Source organism: Halomonas sp. AOP43-A1-21 (genome assembly GCF_052376775.1).
In the GTDB taxonomy this organism is placed as follows: domain Bacteria; phylum Pseudomonadota; class Gammaproteobacteria; order Pseudomonadales; family Halomonadaceae; genus Vreelandella; species Vreelandella colorata.
Map to the genome: position 1 here is coordinate 65,477 of NZ_JBQSWC010000012.1, position 15,151 is coordinate 80,627.

A 15,151-nucleotide genomic window follows, 5' to 3' on the forward strand; every position below is an offset into this window, starting at 1 on the left:
ACCCCGTCAAATGACTATATTTGAAGCGCTACGCAAAGATCATGATCTACAGCGTGACCTGATGGAACGCTTAGTCAACACTCACGGTGACAGTGAAGAGCGCGATACGCTTTATCAGCAGGTTAAGCATGAGCTACAGCATCATGCTATCGCTGAAGAACGCGCGTTTTATATTCCGTTAATGGAATTGGACTTAACCCAGGAAAAAGCCCGCCACAGCGTCGCCGAGCACCATGAAATTGACGAGCTTCTTGAGCAGTTAGATAGCACCGACTATAGCGCGTCAAGCTGGCTGACCTATGCCAAGCAGCTACAGCATCTGGTCACTCACCATCTGGATGAAGAAGAGCAGGAAGTCTTCCAACTGGCAGGTCGTGGCCTGAAAGCGCCACAAAAAACCTCGCTTGCCGGTGAGTACGAAGAAGAAATGCAGCGTCTGCGTCAAGCCTAAGCTTTACAGAGAAGTTAGCCCCGCCCTTGTTAAACGCTCGCCTTTTGGCGAGCGTTTTAGGTTATCGTCTTACACGAGGGCACCCGCCATTTTCATAACCACGACGCCAATACTTGCTCCCACTCTTGAGCATGTTAAACATGACAAGTGAATTTTTAACTAATAACATGAGGCTGATGATGCTGGAGCACTGGCTTGACTGGACCCTGGATGACCGTCTGCCCACACGGCGAAGCGGCCGATTTGCCAGTGGCTCTTATACGTTTCACGCCCCTGGGGTGATGGAGCTTACCCCGAAGACGCCTCAACCCGATGCCCACTGCTGTATTTTTTCAGCCGCCATTCACGGCAATGAAACGGCCCCAGTCGAGCTGATAGGTGCTTGGCTGAGCGCTTTGGAAGCTGGAAGTATCACGCTTGGAGCGCCAGTACTGGTAATTCTGGGCAACATTCCTGCATTACGTGTCCAGCAGCGCTTTATCGAAACCAATCTTAACCGGCTCTTTAACCGCGATTTAAGCGACAGCGGTGTAGAACCTGACCGTGCCCGCGAACTAATGGCCGCCGTGGATAGGTTTTATACAGACCACGCCCAACGTCCCAAACTGCATTACGATTTGCATACCGCGATTCGTGACAGCCTTTTTCCACGTTTTGTCGTAGAACCATTTTCAAAAACAGCCACTACGGCCGATCAATGGCATTGGCTTGCCGCAGCTGGCATGCAGGCGGTACTTCATCAACATCAGACAAGCTGGACATTTTCTCACTACAGCAAGCACTATCATCAAGCGCAGGCGTTTACCTTTGAGCTGGGCCGGGTAGCGCCTTTCGGGCAAAATGATATGGCACCGCTTGCGCCCATGCAGGCGCTGTTAACCGCACTAAGTCAAGGTCAAACGCCCCCACGGCAGGTTCCGAACAAGATGACGTTTTTCCAGGTCCAGCATGAACTTATGCGTCAGGCGGAAGACTTTACTCTTTACTTTGCAAGCGACACGCCCAATTTCAGCTGCTTTGAGCCGGGGACCCGCCTGGCGTGGGATAGCGTAGCGGGCGATTTCATCGTGGGTGACACACCACTTTACGTGGTGTTCCCTAATGCTAATGTCGCTATCGGCGCTCGGGCGGCGCTTTTAGTATCACCGTCCCAAACAGTAAATTAGGCGGCAAAATCATCAATAGTTATTTAATAACAACAACCTAGGGGCGAATCAAAGCCATAATGCGGATAACTTGCGGCAGACTTCCTACATTTATCGTATAAGGAAAGCACGCAATTTCTGCTGGGCCTGATAGAATCGCCACTTTTTTCGCGCCAGCCGCATTCGACAACATACGCAAAATAAACGTGTTGCTACCGCGGCGACTTTGTACTGGAGCCTATGTTTATGGCCGCTACTCCCCTGGAAGTGCGTAATATTAAAAAGCGCTTCGGCGATACAGAAGTTTTAAAAGGCCTCTCACTTGAAGCTCAAAAAGGTGATGTGATCACGCTGATTGGCGCTTCAGGGTCAGGCAAGAGTACCTTTTTGCGTTGCATGAACCTGCTCGAGCAACCCGATGAAGGCGAGATTATCCTTCACGGCGACCCAATCCGCTTTAAGCAAACCCGGCATGGGCGTGAACCCGCCGATTGGAAGCAGGTCGTGCAAATGCGCGCCAAGCTTTCGATGGTGTTTCAGAACTTCAATCTGTGGGCGCATATGACGCTGCTTGAAAACATTATCGAAGCACCGGTTCATGTACTAGGCATCCCCAAGAAAGAAGCCATCGAACAAGCCAACGCCTTGCTTGAACGTGTGGGATTAACCGCTCGCGCCAATGCCTACCCTGTACAAATGTCGGGCGGCCAACAGCAGCGCGGCGCGATAGCCCGGGCGCTGGCCATGAATCCAGAAGTCATGCTGTTTGATGAACCGACCTCTGCGCTTGACCCTGAATTGGTCGGCGACGTGCTGAAAGTCATGCGCGATCTGGCCAATGAAGGGCGCACCATGGTGGTGGTCACCCACGAGATGAGCTTTGCCCGGGACGTTTCAAGCCAAGTGATCTACCTTCATCAAGGGCTGGTGGAAGAGGCCGGTAAGCCTGATGAGGTATTGGGCAACCCGCAGTCGTCTCGGCTTAAACAGTTTCTTACCCCCCACTACTGATCTGCGAGGCGACCATGCTGGATTTGCAAGGGTACGGCCCGCGTTTGATCGAAGGCGCTGGGGTTACCGTCCAACTAGCCGTTTTATCGCTTCTGTTAGCCGTTGCGCTAGGCTTGTTGACCGCCACAGCCAAGATGTCGCGTAACTGGTTTTTACATCGCACGGCCACGCTCTACACCACGCTCATTCGTGGTGTGCCTGACCTTGTGCTGATGATGCTGCTGTTTTACGGCGGCCAGATAGGCGTTAACGCCATTAGCGACATTCTTTATTACGATTTTGAGATTGATCTTTATATCAATTTCAACGCCTTCGCCGCAGGCGTGCTGACCATCGGGTTTATTTTCGGTGCTTATATGGGAGAAACCTTCCGTGGCGCCTTCATGGCCGTGGATAACGGCCAGATAGAAGCAGGTAAAGCCTACGGCATGAGCAGCGGCCTAGTTTTTCGACGCATTCGGTTTCCGCAGATGATGCGTCATGCCCTGCCTGGGCTTTCCAACAACTGGATGGTCCTGCTGAAAACCACCGCGCTTGTGTCGGTGATCGGCCTGACCGATATGGTTCGCGTGGCAGCAGAAGCCTCTCGCGCCACCCACGAGCCGTTTGTGTTTTTAATTCCTGTAGCGGTTGCCTACCTGTTGATTGCCAGCGTCTCCGAGTGGATTTTTGCCCGGTTACAAAAGCGCTACGACATCGGCTTCGGGGAGCATTGAAATGCCAGATATTTCCGCTTGGTTCAACGATCTTTTATCCGGCAATCTGATTTTCACGCCGACCACACTGGGCTATTACTGGACAGGGCTTGTGACCACCTCACAGCTGGTGTTCCTGTCGTTAGTGATCGGGCTGGCACTGGCGGTGCCGCTTGCCATCATGCGCAGCTCGCGGCGTAAATGGATCAGCCTGCCGGTGTATGTGTACACCTACGTGTTTCGCGGCACGCCGCTGCTGATCCAGCTGTACATTATTTACTACGGCGTGGTGTTTTTTGACGGTATTCAGGAAAGCTTTTTCTGGCCGATTTTCCGCGAGGCGTTCTATCCCGCGCTGATCGCCTTTACGCTTAATACCGCCGCCTACACGACCGAGATTTTCCGGGGTGCCATCAAGGCAACGTCCAAGGGCGAAATCGAAGCAGCGCGTGCTTACGGTATGTCTCAGGGGCTAATGATGCGGCGTATTATTATCCCCAGCGCCTTTCGCCGTGCCCTGCCCGCTTACGGCAATGAAGTAATTTTCATGCTACATGCCAGCGCCATTGCCAGCGTAGTCACCCTGATGGATCTGACCGGTGCGGCCCGCTATGTCTACTCACGGTTCTATACACCGTTTGAGCCATTTCTGTTCGTGGCGTTGATTTATCTTTGTCTTACGTTTGCCATCCTATTCTTCTTCCGTTTTCTGGAAAAGAAATTGCTGGCTCACCTTAAGCCGCAAACCCTTTGATCGATTAGGCTTAATAGTAAGCGTCAAACAAACGTTGGTTCACATAGCGTATTTCTCTTTTCGCCAACCTCAACCTGGGTTACGTTAAAGAGGATCACCTTGTGTGAACCTGTTTTACAACGGAGCTTAATAATGAAAAAACTGCTATCGGTTTCCTTGATCGGCTTGGCGGTGGCTGCGGCCTCTTCTGCACAGGCACGCGACTATGACCACGTGCGCATCGGCGTTGATGTTCCTTACGTTCCGATGGAATACCGCACTGCTGAAGGCGACCTAACCGGTTTTGATATTGACCTGGGTAACGCCATGTGTGAAGAAATCGGCGTTACCTGTGAATGGGTCGAGCAGGAATGGGACGGCATTATTCCGGGTCTTCTGTCACGTAACTATGATGCGGTCATGTCGTCCATGACGATTAACGATGAGCGTCGCCAGCAGGTGCTGTTCTCAGAGCCCTACATCACCATGCCGTCAGCCTGGTTTGCGGCAAGCGACCTGGATATCGATGAAGCCAACGAAAAGACCCTTGAAGGCCTGACCATCGGCGTTCAGCGCGGTACGCTTCAGGACAACTACGTCACCGACAACTACAGCAGTGTCGCCGATATCAGCCGCTACTCTACTGCCGATGATATGGTGCTGGATATGGACGCTCAGCGTCTGGATATCGTCTTCCTCGACTTCCCGATCGGCCAGTCCACTCTGGTTGAGAACGAAGATGGCGACTACACCATCGTGGGCGAGAAAATCTCCGAGCCTAAAGAGTACTTTGGCGACGGTTTTGGTATCGCCTTCCGCCAGCGTGACGAAGCGCTTGCCGAGAAATTCAACGAAGCGCTCGCCACTCTGAAAGAAGATGGCACCTACGACGAAATCCACGCCCGCTACTTCGGCGAAGAGTAATCGTCTCGTCTCCCCGGTTTATGCCGGGGAGAAGCCCCTGCTTAGCCTCTTCCATACTATTTCCTCGCCTCTTTTCTACTGCTGCCCCATGACGCCGTTCCGGGCATTTTTTTATCTTTAAACCTTGGCTTACATACAGCGCTTCCTCGAATTGCTACCAAGATGAGTAAATTCAGTGAACTAGCCGTGCTACTATCAGTCTCTCAAAGCAAGCTAGTGACCGACAGGGAGGTTTTATGGTTAATGCATCGTCACCGTTACGACCCTCTTCCCATTGGACGGGCTGGGGCCAGTGGCTCGCGTTGATCACCATGACGGTGGATCATCTTACCCGCTACGTACTTCCTTGGGATTTAAGCTGGGCAGGTTCTTCCATCGGTCGAATCGCTTTTCCGCTATTTGCCGCCATGGTGGCTTGGCATGGGTTGTTCAATACGCGTAATCCCTTACGCTACTCGCGGCGTATTCTAATTATCGGCCTGGTAGCACAAGTGCCCTACATGCTGATGCCGCGCGCCTCTGATGCGCTGATTCTTAACGTGTGTTTTACCCTGGCAAGTGGCCTGGCTCTGGGTACGCTGGTACGTCAGGGCTGGCAGCATTACCAACAGCAAACCCTGGGGTTTGGCTGGCTTCTGCTAGGTGCGGCGGTAGGCGTTACGCTTTGGTATCTGCTGGGCTTCTGGGTGGAGTATGGTCACAACGGCCTGCTGTTGATTCCTCTGCTCATGTTTGCCATGCATGCGCTAAGTCAGGCAGGGTCTCATTTTCAATCACGCTTATGGGCAGGCCTCGCGGCATTTCCGGTACTCTGGATCGCCGGTCAGATGAACGCCTCGGACATGGCTAAATCCTTCACGATAGCTACCTGCTTGGTTGTGCTGATACTCGCCTCAGGCGCTGCCCGGCGAGTCGCCCCCGTACAGCTTGCCATGCCGCGTAGGCTTTGGTTGGCCTGGTATCCCGGGCACTTTGCCTTAATAGCGCTGTGGCTGCTTGTCAGCGGTCAACTCGCCATTTAAACGTCTTGCTGAGAAGAGCCGGGCTGCGTAAAGTTTTCCTTAACGGCCTTACGCATCCACGGCTGGTAGCGTTTCATCTGATTGCGCCCCTCGGCTTTGGCTTGATACATGGCAATATCTGCCTGCTTTAACATTTCAGGAGCATCGCAATGCTCTGTTTCAAAGCAGGTGTAGCCTATGCTGGGCGTTACTTTCAGCCAACGGTTTTCCAAGCGGTAGGCGCCTGCAAGGATCTGCTCTAACCGCTGCATAAAATCCTGAACCTGCTGTTCGGCTATTGAGCTATTGGCTGTCTCGAACAATGCTAGCAGTACAAATTCATCACCACTCAAACGTGCGGCCATCCCCGTTTCACCTTTGCACTGCTCCAAGCGGCGAGCCACCTGTATTAACAAGTCATCCCCCGCAGCATGCCCCAAGCTATCGTTAATAAGCTTGAAACGATCCATATCCAAAAACACGATAAGTCCGGTTTTGAGCAATTTTTCATCGCTCAAGCGGTTCAAGCTATCAATAAACAGTCGGCGATTAGGAAGATCCGTCAACGCATCGTAATAAGCCTGTCGATAAATTATCGCTTCAGAGCGCTTTTGCTCGGTGAAATCTTCAATAATCGCAATACCGCCGATCTTATGATCACTTGCCGTACGCACCGCGTTGAAAAACGATCGCAGCGGCGTTCCCTGGTCATGGCGGGGTAGGTAAAAGGTACCCTCGTAATACCCCGTGCCTTTTTCCAGAGCATCAGCCACCGCTGTTGCTACCTTCTGATCTGCACGGTGATCCAGCATGCAGTACCCAAGCAATTGATCGCGTGTACCACCCAATATTTCCAGCAGCTTGTCATTGCAGTTGGTAATCACGCCTTGCGAATCAAAGTGCAGAACCCCCAGCGGGGAGTGTAAATAAATAGATTGATAACGATCTTCGCTCTCTTGAAGCAGGGCTTCTCTAGAGGCCATCTCCACACGTAGTGCGATGTTGTCGTGGATAATGTGGCTAAGCCTACGGCTGGTGACCAGTATCAGGCCCATGAAAAGCAGCACCAGCAAGCACATTTGTGATGAAAGTTGCCCGCCATAAAGCAAGAACTGAATGGGTAATGGCAGCAAGATTGGCATCACAAAAAGTATAGCCACCCACCATACCGACGACAGTGTTGTCACACCACCAGCGGCAATGCCCGCCATCACGATAGTGAGAATAGTCGTTTGTTTGGCGTACTCTGGGCTAAAAAACAGAATCGAGGCAGCCCCCCACACACAGCCAGCTAGAAAAGCGCTCTGAGAAAACCACAGCAACCAATCGGGATTTTTTTGATTATTAGCCGACGCATGATGATATCGATAAGCCAACCTCAAACGTAATATCGAAACCAGTATTAAGGCAGCCAACCAGCCCATCAATAATAGCGCGCTGACGATTGTCCACAGCGCCGCTACCAGCAGGCCACCTGCAAATATGCTAGTTAGCACTGGCTGCCATAGCTTTTCATAGAGCAGGCAGACTTTCTCTACCTGTAAACGGCAAGCCGCTTTTTGATGAGCGTACGGATGGCCGCCAAACCTGAACAGCTTGGCGTTCATCCTTGCAAGAGGCGGCATACTGACATCCTGATTATTAATCTTATTTTATATAATCGGCAGATATGCATATTTATTAAATCAATAGTTGGAATACTTTAAGGATACCAACCCTCTGCGCTAGCCCCTGGCGTGCAAAAACAAGAACGTTTTCTCGTACGCTGCTGGCGTTACAGCGACGACTCAAAACTCCACTCAACCGGCGGAGCATCTGGCAGTAATGCCTGGCAGGCGCGAACCTTTTCCAGAAGCTCTGTATGGGTAGTCGCCACCACGTTCACATGGGCTAGCTTGCGCCCTGCTCGCTCGGCTTTGTCGTAACGATGCAGGTGGGTATTGGCAAGCTTGAGCATGGCCACGTTATCGCCTTCCTGGCCGATCACATTGACCATGCAGGTGGGCGCAATGGCCATGGTGCTGCCCAGCGGCAATCCCTGAATCGCACGAAGGTGGTTCTCAAACTGGCTAGTGACCGCGCCATCCATTGTCCAGTGGCCGGAGTTATGCACTCGCGGCGCCATCTCGTTGGCCAGCAGGCTGCCATCGCGGGTCTGAAACAGCTCAAGCGCCAGCACGCCCACGTAATCCAGCTCGTCCAGCAAGGTGCGAATATACGTATCCGCGGTTTGCTGAACCTGAACGTCCAGATCCGGCAGCGGCGCCACCGAGTAGCGCAGAATGCCGCCCACGTGCTGGTTTTCCGCCATGGGGTAGAAAACCGCTTCGCCATCGCGGCCGCGCACGGCAATCATCGACACTTCACGGACAAAATCGACAAACGCTTCAACGATCAGCTGCGCATGGCCGATGCTCTGCCACGCCTCAGCCGCCTCTTCAGGGGCTTTTAACACCGCCTGGCCTTTACCGTCGTAACCTTCAGTGACGGATTTTGCTACCACCGGGCAGCCAAGCTCCCGGGCGGCCGCTTCAAGCTGCTCGGCACTTTCAACGACGCGATAAGCCGGTGTCGGAATATTTAAACGATCAAACAGGGCTTTCTCTTCAACCCGGTTTTGGCAAACCTCGATCGCCCGGCTGCTGGGATAAACCGGCTTATGTTTTTCGATCTCCTGCACAAGCGACACCGGCAGATGCTCGAATTCATAGGTGACCACGTCCACCTTGGCGAGAAACTCCGCCAAATGCTGATTATCTGGATCAACGATAACCTCGCCAATGCCAGCGCTGGGATTACCCGTGGTATCTAAAAAGGTAAACCGGTTGCCCAGCGGATAACCGGCGAGCGCCAGCATGCGGCCTAGCTGGCCTGCGCCTAGAACGCCAATGTTCATCGGGTGTCTCCTTATTCTGCATCCGGCGCAGGGCGCGGGTCCGGATTATCCAGCACCAGCTGGGTCTGCTCGGCGCGGAAGGCATCGACGGCATCACGTACCGCACTGTCCTGCAGGCCCACAATCTGAGCGGCCAGCAGGCCCGCATTGGTCGCGCCCGCTTTACCGATCGCCAGTGTACCCACCGCGATACCCCCCGGCATCTGGGCAATCGAAAGCAGTGAATCAAGCCCCTTCAAGGCTTTAGACTCAACCGGCACGCCCAACACCGGCAGCGGCGTTTGTGAGGCCACCATCCCCGGCAGGTGGGCAGCGCCCCCGGCACCGGCCACAATCACCTGCAGGCCACGCCCAGCGGCGCTTTTAGCATAGTCAAACAGCAGGTCGGGCGTGCGGTGGGCGGATACCACGCGCGTTTCATAGGCAACGCCTAAGCGCTCCAGCATCGTGACCGCATGCTCCATCACCGGCCAATCGGATTTGGACCCCATGATGACGCCCACTTTGGGTGCGCTATTCGACGACATGCCATTTCTCCCCGGCCAGTGGCCTTATAAAAAATGATAAAAGTGCCGCACGCCAGAAGCTGAAGCGCACGCTAAAATGAGGCGCATAGTTTACCAGAGCTGGGGCGCAAGCGGGTGTTCACAAATGTCGCTAAATTTTCATCAAATTAAATATTGAAAAGCATCTGCGTTGGCGGCATTGTGTATTCGTCATTTCAGACTTATGGAGTCACATGAGTACGGCATACTCGACTGCTCACGCAGAAACGCTGGATCCTCCGCGAAGCAGCCCTGACCTCGACGTCAGGGAATTAGAAAAACGCACGCGCCTAATGCGCATTATCACGCGTTTGATTGCAGTATCAGACCTAGGAAGTCGGGAGATTGCCCGCCAGGCAGGCCTTCCCGTACAGAAGATTAGCGATTTGCTCGCCGGCAGGCTTGAGCACCTGAACATTGACGAACTCAATGTTCTGCGCCGCACACTAGAACTGGAGGCGCCATAGCAGTAGCCCTCCCATCACCAAATCGACAAACGCCTCGCAAATGCGAGGCGTTTTTTTATGGCACCAATCAGCAGCTAGCCAGCTAGTCTTCGCGCTGCTCGAACGCTTCGGCGGCCTGAATCGCTTCTTTCTCAGAGGTATGTTCAGAAACCATCACCTCATTTTCCGGCTGGGATACATCCACGACTTGCCAGCCAGTAATGGTTTCTTTCAGATCAGAGACATCAAACACCGGGTCGATGCGGGCTTGTCGGGTAGACATTCTACTCTCCTTGGATTTACGACAATTGACGTATTACCAGCGTAGAAGACAAAACCGTCGAGGGAAAAGACGTTGGGCCGCTTTTGATTAATCGCAAAACCAGGCCTACCTATAACGTCGATATCAAAAGACCGCCCAACGCAATCACTATAACCACCGCCCAGGCAGGAAGTTTCCACACCGTCAGCAGCAAGAATCCTGTCAGTGCCAAGGCAAATTCATACGGCCCAATAATCGCGCTGGTCCATACCGGCTGATAGAGCGCCGCCCCCAGAATCCCGACCACCGCGGCATTGGCGCCGCGCATTAGCGCCTGAGCACTACCCCACTGGCGAAAGCGATTCCAAAATGGCAGTACGCCGACCAGCAGTAAAAAGCCCGGCACAAAAATTGCCAGCAGGGCCAATAGCGCCCCCGCCAGCCCATTAACCCCAGGCAGCAGCGCACCTAAATAAGCCGCAAAGGTAAATAGTGGCCCAGGAACGGCCTGCGCCGCCCCATAGCCGGTTAAAAACGCATCCGGCGTTACCCAGCCCGACTGCACCACTTCCGCTTCCAGTAGCGGCAGTACCACATGCCCACCGCCAAATACCAGCGCGCCCGAGCGGTAGAACGCATCGAGAATATCCAGCCATACGGCACTCCCCGCAAGCAGCGGCAGCACAATTAAAAACCCAGCAAATAATATCAGTGCGACAACGCCTGCTTGGCGCGAGATGGAGAAGTGGAGCTGTTCTGGTGTCGGCATCGACGCTTCACGGCAGAGTATTAAACCCGCTAATCCGCCTGCCACGATGGCACTGACCTGCCCCATCGGCCCGCTTAAGAAGCCCACGGTAAACACCGCCAGTAGCGCAATGCCTGTACGCGTTTTATCCGGGCACAGGTTGCGTGCCATGCCCCACACAGCGTGGGCCACAATCGCCACCGCAACGATCTTCAAACCGTGAATAAGGCCGCTGGCAACAGGGCCATCCAACACCGCTGCGCCCAACGCAAACAGCACCAGCACAATGGCCGAAGGCAGTGTAAAGGCAAGCCACGCCGCCGCCGCCCCCCAAGGCCCGGCGCGCATTAACCCCAGGGCGAAACCTACCTGGCTGCTAGCCGGTCCCGGCAAGAACTGACAGAGCGCGACCAGATCCGCATAGGCCGCTTCAGAAATCCATCGACGGCGCTCTACAAACTCGGTACGAAAGTAGCTCAGATGCGCCACCGGCCCACCAAAGGAGGTCAGGCCGAGCCATAGAAAAACGCTGAAGACTTCGCTGATACGTACTTGAGCTCCTGATTGCTTTGCCATGATACTTTTCTTGGTCCATAAAAAAGCGCAAGGATAAACCTTGCGCTTGACTGTTTAATGACAGGAATATAAATAATTCATATGCCAATCATACAACGGACGGTAAAAGCTACAATCAGGCAATAACCGATAAAGCGAAGTCACTCTCGCTCAAGCCAATCACATCCGCCACTTCATCCAGCGACTCAACAGCGGCGACCTGCTCGCGATCTTCAGTATCACTCCAATCAGCATCAAACCACAGTTCTGCCACGTTGTTATCACTGTTAAATACCACAACGTATGCTGAGACACTTTCATCCGAGAGCGTGTTAGCGATATCCGTTGAGGTAGCTTCTGTCTGTAAAACGATCACTCCCATATCGCTTGCCTCGATATCGGCCAGGCTATCACGTGTTACGTACCGTTCAGCACCAAGGGCCTCACCATCAGCCACTTCTTCTCCAAAGTTCAATAAGCCGGTGCTATCAAGTGCGATGATATCGCCCTCATCCACAGAGAAATCAGTTAGGGTAGTCACACCCCGCGACGAGCCGGAAAAGCCAATGACAAAGGTATCTGCGCCTTCACCACCCGTGAGCGTGTTATCCCCACCTAGCCCGTAGATCCAGTCATCACCCGCGCCACCATTGATCGTGTTATCCAGGCTGTTACCCGTGAGTTTATCGTCAAAATCAGTACCGATTACCTCTGCTATGAAATCAGCCTTATAATCCTCAAGACTCGTTGTGAGCACTTCGACCAGGTTGCTACTGTCAGAAGACAGCTCAATCACGGCACCAAATCCTAGTTGCTCGACAAGATCTTCGTAAATCGAAGTGGCATAAGACGTGACAGCAAAAATTGGATAAACACTGCTTGCCTCAAGCGCCTCTCTGACCTGCTCAATAGAGGGATAGTCCTCACCGGTGCCCATAGGGTCGCCATCAAGAATTCGATCGCCATTATTAGGCGGCAAATCGAGGTCAGACCAAAGTCCTTTTCCAGCGCCGTCACCGGCTACGTGATAGTCCGCATCGGTGAGCAGCACCAAAGTACGCAGCGCATCAGGACGATAACCTATGCCAGTGGCATCCATATCCACGCTGCCATCTTCTAGGTAAACCAGCGGATCCTCAGCACGAAGCGCAATTTGAAGCAGCGACGTCAACTGTGCCTCAGGGCCATCGGCACCAGATTTTATGATCATTTCCTCGTAAGCGCGGCGTAGGCCTTCTGGATCTAGCGATAATGGCGCATCAGTACGATACTCGTAATCACCTTCACTCCAAGCGCTAGGAGGAGCACCAAAAGGGCTTATCGGCTTATCAACGAAAGTTGCCACACCGAAGGTGCTGTTGGGCTGAATATTGCGCACTCCACTGATCAAGTCATCAATGAAACCTGTAGAGTTAATGGTATATAAGTCAGCGGAAAAAGAGCCTGAAAGATCTTGAGATAGCATGATATCGAGCGGCTGCAGGCCAGTAGCGCCTATACCGGTGCCCAGTAAAATAGTGGCGCCACCCTCTTCAGCACCACCATTTATTTTACCACCATCGATGAGGTCAACGACGGCAGGCCCTTCGGCTAAAGAAAGGTCTAATATGCTGTTGCGCCCACTATCGATGATAGTTTTCTCGCCAGAGCCAGAAATTCGGTAGGTATCCTTACCACCCAAGCCGACAAGCACATCATCTCCATCAAGGCCATCAATTATATCGTCACCAGCAGTGCCTCTCAGATAGTCATCACCATTGGTACCGAGAATTATGCCAGCTTCATCAATCTCTCGAGCCACGGAGTCAACACGGCGGGCTTCACTAGCATCAGTACCTTCGACCGTCAGGCTGTCCGTAAGGGTATAGCCTGCCATGCTGCCCAGATCAGATGTCGTGCTTAGCGTGCCATTACCGCTGATAATGCGCGCCCCGCCCATGGCATCCAGAGAATCAACTTCCAGGGTTACACCCTCCCCCAACTCAATCTCACCGAGATAGGCAAGTGTCACGCCTTCCCCCAAACTGAAAGTAGTGGGTTCATCGGCGCTTATGCGCAAGGTGCTACTGCCATCCCCGGTTAAAGAAATAAACTTTTCAAGTTGCTTGATACTAAATTCCACTGAGGAGCGAATTTCCACAGTGTTCACGCCCGTAATGTCGTAATTACTCAGGTCGGCTGTACCAATCACATAAAGCGTATCCGACCCGCCCCCGCCATCGATACGCCCTTTACCGCCATTATCATCTTCGTTGAACACTGTCCCGTTCAAATCGGTAATAGGGAAACCCAATGCTTTGGTGGTATCTGCACTTTCCACCTTTCCACCTGAAGACACATCACCGACCACTACAAAGGTATCATTACCTTCTCCACCCAACATGGTGTCGGTACCAGCGCCACCACGCAGAATAGCCCCCTCATCCCCGGCGCGGAGAACATCACTTCCCTCACCAGTTGATAAGAAACCATCACCTACAATGAACGTATCGCTAGTAATAATGCCGTTACCATCAGTTACCGATAGCGTCAGCTCGACTTTCTCACCATCTTCAAGTGAGCTACCTTCCTTTAGTTTGAGCATCGTGCCAACGTCAACATCGACATCAAGCTCAAAGCGCTCATCCCCTGATAGGCTAAAGTCGTAAACCACTTCAGCTGCGTCAGAAATCGCTTTCACAAGACCAATTTCTGCCCCAGGCTGACCAGCGTTGATAGCTGTACCATCAAACGTAATTTTGACGTCCTCTGGCTCCGGCTCTGGTTGCGGCTCTGGTTCTGGCTCTGGTTCTGGTTCTGGTTCTGGTTCTGGTTCTGGTTCTGGTTCTGGTTGCGGTTCTGGTTGCGGTTCTGGCTCTGGTTGCGGTTCTGGTTGCGGTTCTGGCTCTGGTTGCGGTTCTGGTTGCGGCTCTGGCTCTGGTTGCGGCTCTGGCTCTGGTTGCGGCTCTGGCTCTGGTTGCGGCTCTGGCTCATTGAGCAGAGCGATATTCTCTTCAAAAGCCTGCTTGTCTTCCGCGGCTGCAGACTGTGCCAGAGTAAAGGCTAGCGTAGAAAGCGTTAGTGAGCCGTTGTCCAGTTTTTCTGCCCAGTAAGTAGCACCTTCAGCATCAGGCTCACGATTGAACATATTGTCGTAGAGAGCTGTAATCTGCGCACGGCTATCCAGATCAGCATATTTCTCCATATATTCATCTGAATTACCAAAAGCCTCGACAATCAAGCCTAAATTTCCCTCGGCGGATTGCATTGCTTCAACCCAGTAGGCTTTTCCTTCTGCGTCTGGCGCGCGCCCGTAATAGCCCGCGTAGAGCATATCCATGAGATTACTGTAGGTTTGCGTGAGCGCGTCATTAACACGCTGTTCTAAAATACTTGCATCCTGGCCTGTGACAGCGTTAATGACGTAGCGCACGACATCAGCGAAAGTTTCGCCACTTTCAAGCCTCTCAGCCCAATAATTTTGCCCCTCAGGGTCTGCATCACGTCCGAGCAAATGTTGATACAACGCATTTATTTGATCATTGGCATCCAAGCCAGCATATAAATCCGCGAATTCAGGCGATTGCGTAAACGCTTGGCTAATTTCCTCAAAGCTATTGGTATTATGTTGACTCGCCCAATAGAGCAGCCCATCCCAATCAGCGGGACGGTTATAAATGGCTAAATAAAGTGCTTGAATAGTTGCATGGGTCGACATGATCATTCCCTTATTTTTTCATTTTGTCTTGATGCCATCATT

14 protein-coding genes are annotated in these 15,151 nt (G+C 52.8%); 8 read left to right on the forward strand and 6 right to left on the reverse strand.

Annotated elements, in window-relative coordinates:
* The first annotated feature begins 10 nt into the window (after positions 1 to 10).
* From ACT3R7_RS08890 to ACT3R7_RS08920, 7 genes are all read left to right on the forward strand, one after another.
* Entirely contained in the window at positions 11 to 451 is a 441-nt protein-coding gene (locus tag ACT3R7_RS08890; RefSeq protein WP_192538772.1) for a hemerythrin domain-containing protein, read from the forward strand.
* Positions 452 to 630: 179 nt separating this feature from the next.
* The gene (locus ACT3R7_RS08895; protein WP_193091618.1) at positions 631 to 1,617 is read left to right on the forward strand and encodes a succinylglutamate desuccinylase; all 987 of its coding nucleotides are present in this window, start codon (positions 631 to 633) and stop codon (positions 1,615 to 1,617) included.
* A gap of 219 nt (positions 1,618 to 1,836) precedes the next feature.
* Positions 1,837 to 2,607, forward strand: coding sequence for an ABC transporter ATP-binding protein (locus tag ACT3R7_RS08900; RefSeq protein WP_407648051.1), 771 nt, complete (start codon positions 1,837 to 1,839; stop codon positions 2,605 to 2,607).
* 14 nt (positions 2,608 to 2,621) lie between these two features.
* Positions 2,622 to 3,323 carry an ABC transporter permease gene (locus tag ACT3R7_RS08905; protein ID WP_018918638.1) on the forward strand — a complete coding sequence of 234 codons (702 nt, stop codon included), beginning with the start codon at positions 2,622 to 2,624 and terminating at the stop codon, positions 3,321 to 3,323.
* Position 3,324: 1 nt separating this feature from the next.
* Positions 3,325 to 4,056 (forward strand): ABC transporter permease, encoded by a 732-nt coding sequence (locus ACT3R7_RS08910; RefSeq protein WP_192538774.1) that lies wholly within the window; start codon positions 3,325 to 3,327, stop codon positions 4,054 to 4,056.
* Positions 4,057 to 4,188: 132 nt separating this feature from the next.
* Positions 4,189 to 4,959: a transporter substrate-binding domain-containing protein gene (locus tag ACT3R7_RS08915; protein WP_193091617.1), complete on the forward strand. Its 771-nt coding sequence runs from the start codon at positions 4,189 to 4,191 to the stop codon at positions 4,957 to 4,959.
* Between the two features lie 236 nt (positions 4,960 to 5,195).
* On the forward strand, positions 5,196 to 5,981 hold the full coding sequence (locus tag ACT3R7_RS08920) for a TraX family protein (protein WP_193091616.1): 786 nt from the start codon (positions 5,196 to 5,198) through the stop codon (positions 5,979 to 5,981).
* On the opposite strand, the gene ACT3R7_RS08925 is transcribed toward ACT3R7_RS08920, so the two are convergent.
* The 3 genes from ACT3R7_RS08925 to purE all read right to left on the reverse strand — a co-directional run bounded on the left by ACT3R7_RS08925 (position 5,978) and on the right by purE (position 9,383).
* The gene (locus ACT3R7_RS08925; RefSeq protein ID WP_441675436.1) at positions 5,978 to 7,585 is read right to left on the reverse strand and encodes a diguanylate cyclase domain-containing protein; all 1,608 of its coding nucleotides are present in this window, start codon (positions 7,583 to 7,585) and stop codon (positions 5,978 to 5,980) included. The two genes, ACT3R7_RS08920 and ACT3R7_RS08925, sit on opposite strands and share 4 nt — an antisense overlap.
* A 149-nt stretch (positions 7,586 to 7,734) precedes the next feature.
* The gene (locus tag ACT3R7_RS08930; RefSeq protein WP_193091614.1) at positions 7,735 to 8,856 is read right to left on the reverse strand and encodes a 5-(carboxyamino)imidazole ribonucleotide synthase; all 1,122 of its coding nucleotides are present in this window, start codon (positions 8,854 to 8,856) and stop codon (positions 7,735 to 7,737) included.
* Positions 8,857 to 8,867: 11 nt separating this feature from the next.
* On the reverse strand, positions 8,868 to 9,383 hold the full coding sequence (gene purE / locus ACT3R7_RS08935; RefSeq protein WP_192538779.1) for a 5-(carboxyamino)imidazole ribonucleotide mutase: 516 nt from the start codon (positions 9,381 to 9,383) through the stop codon (positions 8,868 to 8,870).
* A gap of 212 nt (positions 9,384 to 9,595) precedes the next feature.
* On the opposite strand from purE, the gene ACT3R7_RS08940 reads away from it, so the two are divergent.
* Positions 9,596 to 9,868, forward strand: coding sequence for an XRE family transcriptional regulator (locus ACT3R7_RS08940; protein ID WP_018918645.1), 273 nt, complete (start codon positions 9,596 to 9,598; stop codon positions 9,866 to 9,868).
* 82 nt (positions 9,869 to 9,950) lie between these two features.
* On the opposite strand, the gene ACT3R7_RS08945 is transcribed toward ACT3R7_RS08940, so the two are convergent.
* The 3 genes from ACT3R7_RS08945 to ACT3R7_RS08955 all read right to left on the reverse strand — a co-directional run bounded on the left by ACT3R7_RS08945 (position 9,951) and on the right by ACT3R7_RS08955 (position 15,109).
* On the reverse strand, positions 9,951 to 10,130 hold the full coding sequence (locus ACT3R7_RS08945; protein ID WP_193091613.1) for a hypothetical protein: 180 nt from the start codon (positions 10,128 to 10,130) through the stop codon (positions 9,951 to 9,953).
* Positions 10,131 to 10,239: 109 nt separating this feature from the next.
* Entirely contained in the window at positions 10,240 to 11,433 is a 1,194-nt protein-coding gene (gene chrA / locus ACT3R7_RS08950; protein ID WP_192538780.1) for a chromate efflux transporter, read from the reverse strand.
* A gap of 115 nt (positions 11,434 to 11,548) precedes the next feature.
* Positions 11,549 to 15,109, reverse strand: coding sequence for a DUF4214 domain-containing protein (locus tag ACT3R7_RS08955; protein WP_496199013.1), 3,561 nt, complete (start codon positions 15,107 to 15,109; stop codon positions 11,549 to 11,551).
* Between the last annotated feature and the right edge of the window lie 42 nt (positions 15,110 to 15,151).